This is a genomic window from Lutibacter sp. (assembly GCF_013041805.1).
Classification (GTDB): domain Bacteria; phylum Bacteroidota; class Bacteroidia; order Flavobacteriales; family Flavobacteriaceae; genus Lutibacter.
The window spans coordinates 1-7010 of record NZ_JABDRI010000091.1 but is presented as its reverse complement, the minus strand read 5'-3'; the positions used below and the strand labels follow the sequence as shown (position 1 = coordinate 7010).

At 31.7% G+C, this 7010-nt stretch carries 6 protein-coding genes and 1 pseudogene; 2 read left to right on the top strand and 5 right to left on the bottom strand.

Annotation, left to right across the window (positions count from 1 at the left end):
• Together HKP59_RS11035 and HKP59_RS11030 are read right to left on the bottom strand one after the other, a co-directional pair.
• A pseudogene (locus tag HKP59_RS11035) lies at positions 1-296 on the bottom strand (GNAT family N-acetyltransferase); the annotation flags it as partial.
• Between the two features lie 14 nt (positions 297-310).
• Positions 311-1471, bottom strand: a complete 1161-nt coding sequence (locus HKP59_RS11030; protein WP_291806795.1) for a serine hydrolase — start codon at positions 1469-1471, stop codon at positions 311-313.
• 79 nt (positions 1472-1550) lie between these two features.
• On the opposite strand from HKP59_RS11030, the gene HKP59_RS11025 reads away from it, so the two are divergent.
• Complete coding sequence (locus tag HKP59_RS11025) at positions 1551-2330, top strand: amidohydrolase (RefSeq protein WP_291806793.1); 780 nt, start codon at positions 1551-1553, stop codon at positions 2328-2330.
• Positions 2331-2333: 3 nt separating this feature from the next.
• Here the strand turns inward: HKP59_RS11025 and HKP59_RS11020 are convergent, their stop codons facing one another.
• The 3 genes from HKP59_RS11020 to HKP59_RS11010 are packed head-to-tail and all read right to left on the bottom strand — an operon-like array spanning position 2334 to position 4566.
• On the bottom strand, positions 2334-3329 hold the full coding sequence (locus tag HKP59_RS11020) for an acyl-ACP desaturase (RefSeq protein ID WP_291806790.1): 996 nt from the start codon (positions 3327-3329) through the stop codon (positions 2334-2336).
• A 25-nt stretch (positions 3330-3354) separates the two neighbouring features.
• Complete coding sequence (locus HKP59_RS11015) at positions 3355-4086, bottom strand: lysophospholipid acyltransferase family protein (protein ID WP_291806787.1); 732 nt, start codon at positions 4084-4086, stop codon at positions 3355-3357.
• Positions 4087-4131: 45 nt separating this feature from the next.
• Complete coding sequence (locus tag HKP59_RS11010; protein WP_291806785.1) at positions 4132-4566, bottom strand: hypothetical protein; 435 nt, start codon at positions 4564-4566, stop codon at positions 4132-4134.
• 139 nt (positions 4567-4705) lie between these two features.
• Here HKP59_RS11010 and HKP59_RS11005 point away from each other — a divergent pair.
• The coding region (locus tag HKP59_RS11005; protein ID WP_291806782.1) for a thrombospondin type 3 repeat-containing protein at positions 4706-7010 on the top strand (2305 nt) is incomplete at its 3' end.

Here is a 7010-nt window from a genome sequence, read left to right as displayed (position 1 = left end):
ATAACATAAATTCGTTCAAGTTCAATTGTTTTAGTATTAAATGTTTCGGTTTGAGCTTCGTTTTTATTGAGTTTAAAATAGCCAACAAGCTTATTATTTCGATAAGTAAAGTAAAAGTCAGAATTTTCATTTAGAAGCTCGGAGCTGATTTTCGCTTCACTAAATGCAGTATTTATATAATTACTAAAATCCTTAGGATTGTTATCTTTTTCAAAAGCATTAATAAATGTAGTTCTAGATATTTCTACAAGCTTTTTTAAGTTTTTAAGATTACATTTTTCAACAGATAAATTCATTAATAAAAAAATGTTTAATTTAGTGCAGCATTAATTTTTTGCATAAACTCTTCAATTTTTGAAGGCTCAAGCCATCTTGTTACAACCACAAGGTCATTTTCTTTATCAATAACAATAAAATTACCTCCAAAGCCTGCTGCATAAAAAATATTTTCTGAAAGGCCTTCCCAATGTCTCGGCCCTTTTTTATTTAACCACCATAAATAACCATAATTCACATTTGGTTTTGATGGAGTGATTGCTTTAGAAATCCATTCACTACTTAAAAGTCGCTTCCCTTTCCAAACACCATCATTTAAAAACAGCAATCCAAACCTTGCCATATCTTCTGTTGAAATAAAAAGTCCAGCTCCAGAATGTCCTCCTCCAGTAACTGATTTCATATTTATGCCATCTATTTCAGTCCAAGCATTGTCATATCCAAACCATCGCCAAGTTGAGGATGCTCCAATTTTGTCCATAATATTTTCTTTAAGTACTAGCGGAATTGGTTTTCTCCAAACATGAGTTAAAGCATAGGCTAGGACATTTACACGAACATCATTGTATTCCATGACTGTTCCTGGTTCATTAAGTTTTCTATATTTCCAATCGTCTAATCCGCCTTGACTCGGGGGTCTATCAGCCCAATCTTTACCTCCCCAAATTTCACCTGACCAATCTGAATTTTGTTGTAATAAATGTTTCCATGTAATTTTACTATTGTGATCACCTTCAAAAGTACCATCCCAAATAGAATTTGCAACTTTATTATTTTCATTTGCAATTAGGTTTTTATCATAAGCTATTCCCGCAACAGTAGATAAGAAACTTTTTGTAACACTAAATGTCATGTCTACTCTTTTAGTTTCTCCCCATTTAGAAATTATATAACCGTTTTTAATAATCATCCCTGCAGGACCACCACGCTTTTTAGTTGGACCAAGAACAGCATGAAAAGGTTCTTTTTCAAATCCTTTTAGAGTTGCAATTCTTAAATCTCTTGAACCACTATATTCATTAGATTCTGCGAATGCAATAGCCTCAGATAATTTATTTTCATTAGTTGCTAAAGATGAAGGTTTCTTCTCTTTCCAATCTTTATTAAGCTCGGGAAAATAATTAGTTTTTTGAGCGTTAGTTAACCCTGTGAAAATAAATAGAAATAGCGAAATAATAAGTTGCAAGTTTTTCATTTTGGTATGATGTTTAAAAAAAATTAAATTACAAATTTTAATTCAAATATCATTCAAGGAAAAAGTGTAATTTTATCTTATGCAATCACAACTTAAAATAGTATTGGTTCAATCCGATTTAGTTTGGCAGAATGCTGAACAAAACAGAATTCAATTCACAAAAAAAATTAATACAATTAAGGAGGATATAGATTTAATTGTTTTGCCCGAAATGTTTACTACTGGTTTTAGTATGACACCTTTTGAAATTTCAGAATCTATGCAAGGAAAAACCATAGGGTGGATGCAGAAAATTGCCTCAGAAAAAAATACAGCTATTGTAGGAAGTATTATTATTTCTGAAGATGGCAAATATTACAACCGATTTTTATTTGTGCATCCTTCAGGAAAGGTTGATGCATATGATAAAAGACATTTATTTACATTGGCAGGAGAAGATAAAATTTACACTTCAGGAACGAAAAAGTTGATTGTAGATTATAATGATTGGAAAATTTGTCCACTTATTTGTTACGATTTACGTTTCCCTGTTTGGGCAAGAAATACGGAAGATTACGATGTTCTGTTATACGTAGCAAATTGGCCAAAACCTAGAATTTCAGCCTGGGATTCGTTATTAAAAGCACGAGCAATTGAAAATATGAGTTACACCATTGGTGTAAATAGGGTTGGTGTTGATGCTAATAAATTAGAGTATAGCGGTCATTCTGTTGCCTATGATTGTTTAGGTAAAAAGCTAACCCATATTAAAACCAATCAAGAAGATATGGTAACAGTTACTTTATATAAAAAGCATTTAAAAGATTTTAGAGCTAAGTTAAATTTTTTAAATGATAAAGATACTTTTTTAATTAGTTAACTTTTAACGAATTGGATTTAACCATTTAAATTCATAATTAGTACTTGGAACCACAATGCGTTCTGTAATACGATACATTCTATCTGGTAATTTCATTAAATAATCTCTAGCTTTTTCCGCTTCAGCAGTTAAACCTGTAATTTTATCTATTTCCCAAATAGCGTTTAGTTTTTTAATAATATCAACATAATCAAATCCGGTATAAACACCAGCTCGTTGCGCTACTGTTGAAAATTGATCAAAAAGACTTCCTTTTTCACATCCAGAATGTCTTAAATGCATTGCTGGCATAACAATTTTATGTTTCATCATGTAGTGAAAAGCTAACATCATTTCACTTGGGTCGTAACTAAAAATTTGTTTTACAAATTCAGTATAAGCTAAATGATGGCGCATTTCATCACCAGCAATTATACGAGACATTTTTGCTAATAATTTATGTCCGTTTTTACGTGCAATTTTAGCGACGTTATTATGTGAAATATAGGTTGCTAATTCTTGAAAACTAGTATAAACAAAGTTTTTATAAGGGTCACGAGCTGTTCCAATATCCATTCCATCAGCAATTAAATGTTGTGTAGTAATTTCAACTTCACGCATATTTACTCTTCCTGATAGATATAAGTATTTGTTTAAGACATCGCCATGTCTATTTTCTTCGCCAGTCCAAGCGCGTATCCATTTTGCCCAGCCATTGTCTTTTTCTTCATTTCGGGGTCTTGAAATCCCATCAACATCCAATAACCATGATTCATAGGTTGGAAGCGCTTCTTCTGTAATAGTATCACCAACTAAAACAGTCCAAAAATCATCATCTAAATCTTTAGATAATTCTCTAATTTCTTTTACCTCTTCAATAAAATTTTCACTTTGAGAGTTTGGTAAAAAATCAGTTGGCTGCCAAATTTTTTCAGGTGCAATAAGAAATTTATCTACAAAAGTATCAATACTTTTTTCTAAGGTTAGCATAACTTCTAACCTAATATTATTTAATAACATGTTTTTGATTTTGTTTAGTAGTTTGCTAAGCTACTGCATTTTTTATAGTTTGCTCAACTTTTTCAAAAAGTTTAACAAATTCCATGGAATCTGCTTTTATGGCTTCATGAATTTCAAAAGTAAGATTTACCCCTATGCCTAAAGGAAACATTCCTTTTTTGTTTATTTTCCAACAGTTGTTGATGGTTACAGGAATAACATATGCAGAAGGAGCAAATTTGGTAAGCATTTTTAGTCCATTTTCAGAAAATCGTTTAGGTGTACCATCTTTACTTCGCGTACCTTCTGGAAAAATCACGGCGGTATATTTATTATCCTCTATGTATTTTCCAAATTTTTTGATAGCCGATAGAGATTGTCTGGAGTCTTTTCTGTCAATTAAAACTGAACCACCATGAGTTAAGTTGTAGGAGACAGCAGGAATTCCTTTGCCTAACTCAATTTTTGAAACAAACTTTGGATGTCTATTTTTAAAATAACAAGCCAGAGGACAAATATCATGCATACTTTGATGATTTGACACCACTATTAAAGGCACATTTTCTGGAATTTTATACTTGTTTATAAATGTTATCTTGGTACCTAAAAAATAGAGTAAATAGGTAAGTGTACAATTCATAAAATCTACAGCCTTTTTATGACCTTTGTAGTTTCCAATATTAAATCCAAGCCACTGAAGCGTTTGAAAAAACAACAGTAAAAAACCGTAAAACAGGTAAAATATAGAAGAAAGTATATACGAAAGAATTGTTTTCATAACTAAAAAAAGAATTCCCTAAGCGAATGGCTTAGGGAATTAAATTTATTTTGTAAACCACAAGTTCCAAGGAATCACAGCAAGAATTAAAAGTAATGCAATTCCGTAAAAAATAGTAATTGTTTTAAATTTTGCAACGTCAGTTGTTTTCTTTTTATGTTTAGAGAACCCAATTGTAATTAAAGCTATTGCAACAATAATTAGCAGTGGGTGTTCAACTAATGGTTTTCTTAGTTCACTATTTTTCATAACTTCTCCCATTCCCATACTTCTCATGCTTTCATAAAAAGCAGAATTATAATAAGCTAAAAACCCAATAATTAATTGAATATGTGAAGCAATTAAAGCAAATAAAGAAATTCGTAAATCTTTTGCGTTGAATTCTTTTTTTGATGTGAAACCGAGAAGAGCGTTTACAACCGCAATTATTAAAATAATTAATACAATGTAAGCCCAATAAGAATGAATCATTTTTATCATAATAGTTAGTTTTAAGTAGAATGCAAATGTAATAAATTAATGCCAATTTTATTTGGTAATAATTGTTCTCTTGAATATTATTTATTTAACTAAATAAATAATAAGTTTGTAGTTCATTAATTTTTTATAAAAAAATCGAATGGTAAAAAAATTATTTCATATTATTATTCTCTTTTTAGTTAGCGGAACGTTATATGCACAAACAATTCCTTCATACTATAACGGATTAGATTTCAATAAAACAGAGAATGATTTATTTTTAGAATTATCAGCAAGAATAATAGATACGCACGTTGGTATTCCCTATACAGGATCACCTGTTGATGTTTGGGATGCCTGCAAACTTGCAGATGAAGACCCAACCAATACAGCAAACGTAGTATTAATTTATGGGTTTGACGATACGGATGGTAATATTACAACGGATAGAACAAGAGATAAGAGTTTACAAGATACCGGAAGCGGTGAATCCGGTGTATGGAATAGAGAACATGTATTTGCAAAATCTTTAGCAAATCCAGGGTTAGTTGCTGAATCAGGTTTAGTGAGTCCTGGTTCAGACGTTCATAATTTGAGACCGGCAGATAGAGATCGAAATGGAGATAGGAGTAATAGGTTTTTCTCAGATGGAATTGGAGAAGCCTCTTATGTAACTAATAACGGAGGTTGGTATCCTGGAGATGAATGGAAAGGAGATGTAGCTCGCATTATAATGTATATGTATGTGCATTATCATGGAGATGGTTCTCAAAGTGCTGAAACCTCGTGTTTACCTTCAAATATTGGAATAGGAACTATAAATAGTTTAGATCCGAATATGATAGATTTATTTTTAGCTTGGAATGTTGATGATCCAGTTTCAGATTTTGAGGCGAATAGAAATGAAGTGCTTTCAGAAATTCAGATGAATAGAAACCCATTTATTGATAATCCATACTTAGCAACCCTAATTTGGGGAGGTAGAGAAGCAGAAGATAAATGGAATATGAATGACTCTTCTGATACAGAAGCGCCAACTGCGCCTATTAATTTAGTTGCTTCAAATATAACAGATGAGTCTTTTGATGTTAGCTGGACAGCTTCTACCGATAATACAGGAGTGTTTGATTATTTAATTTATGTAGATGGTGATTACGAGCAATCCACCTCTTCAACATCTTTTACAATTACAAACTTAAATCCGAATACAACGTATGCTTTAACCATTAAAGCACGAGATACATCTTCAAACCTATCAGATTTTAGTGCTGTTTTAACTGTAAAAACTTTAGAAGGTCCTAAAATTTTAGTATATGAAGATTTTGAGGACTGTGCGAATTCATTATTCTTTACTTTTAATGAAGAAAGTAACAAGAACTGGGAATGTAACGAATCTCAGTTTGGAGAAAATAATTCAGGTTCTTATACTATTAATGGTTACGAAGAAGATGTGTTGAGTAAAGATTGGCTGATTACAAAAAACCCAATTAATTTTGATACTGAAACTGGTGAGAAAATAAGTTTTTATACTGATGCAGCCTATGGAAACTCTCCTTTAGAATTGGTATATTCTAATAATTATGACGGAGTTAGTAATCCAATAGATTTTGAATGGTCTTCTGTTCCTAATATCACCATTCCAATTAAATCTAATACAAGTGGTACTGAAGAAATATTTAAATTTTCAGATGTCGATATAAGTACTATTGCAGGAACTGTTTATTTTGCTTTTAAATATTATTCCAATGGTGAACCAACCAGATGGACTGTTGACAGCTTTGAGGTTATTGCAGAGAATGACAACCCTGATTTCGATGGAGATGGAATTTTAAATGGGGATGACAATTGTCCAAATATTCCAAATCCTAATCAAGAAGATACAGATGGAGATGGAATAGGCGATGTTTGTGACTCAACACCAAATGGGGACAATGACAATGATGGTATTGATAATTTAATTGATAATTGTATAGATACTGCAAATCCAGATCAAGCAGATATTGATGGTGATGGAATAGGAGATGTTTGCGATGATGATAGTGATAATGATGGTGTATTAAACGATGTTGATAATTGCCCAGATATTGTAAACCCAAATCAAGAAGATACGGATAATGATGGAATAGGAGATGTTTGTGATACTGATGATGATAATGATGGAATTGATAATTCAGTTGATAATTGTATTGATATAGCAAATGCTGATCAAACTGATACTGATGGCGATGGACAAGGTGATGTTTGCGATGAAACACCAAATGGTGATGATGATAATGATGGAATTGACAATCTGTCGGACAATTGTCCAAATATTCCAAATCCAAATCAAGAAGATACTGATAATGATGGAATTGGAGATGTATGTGATACAACACCAAATGGAGACGATGACAATGATGGTATAGATAATGCAATTGACCAATGTCCGAATACAACTTCAGGTGTTGAAGTAAATGCTGTGGGAT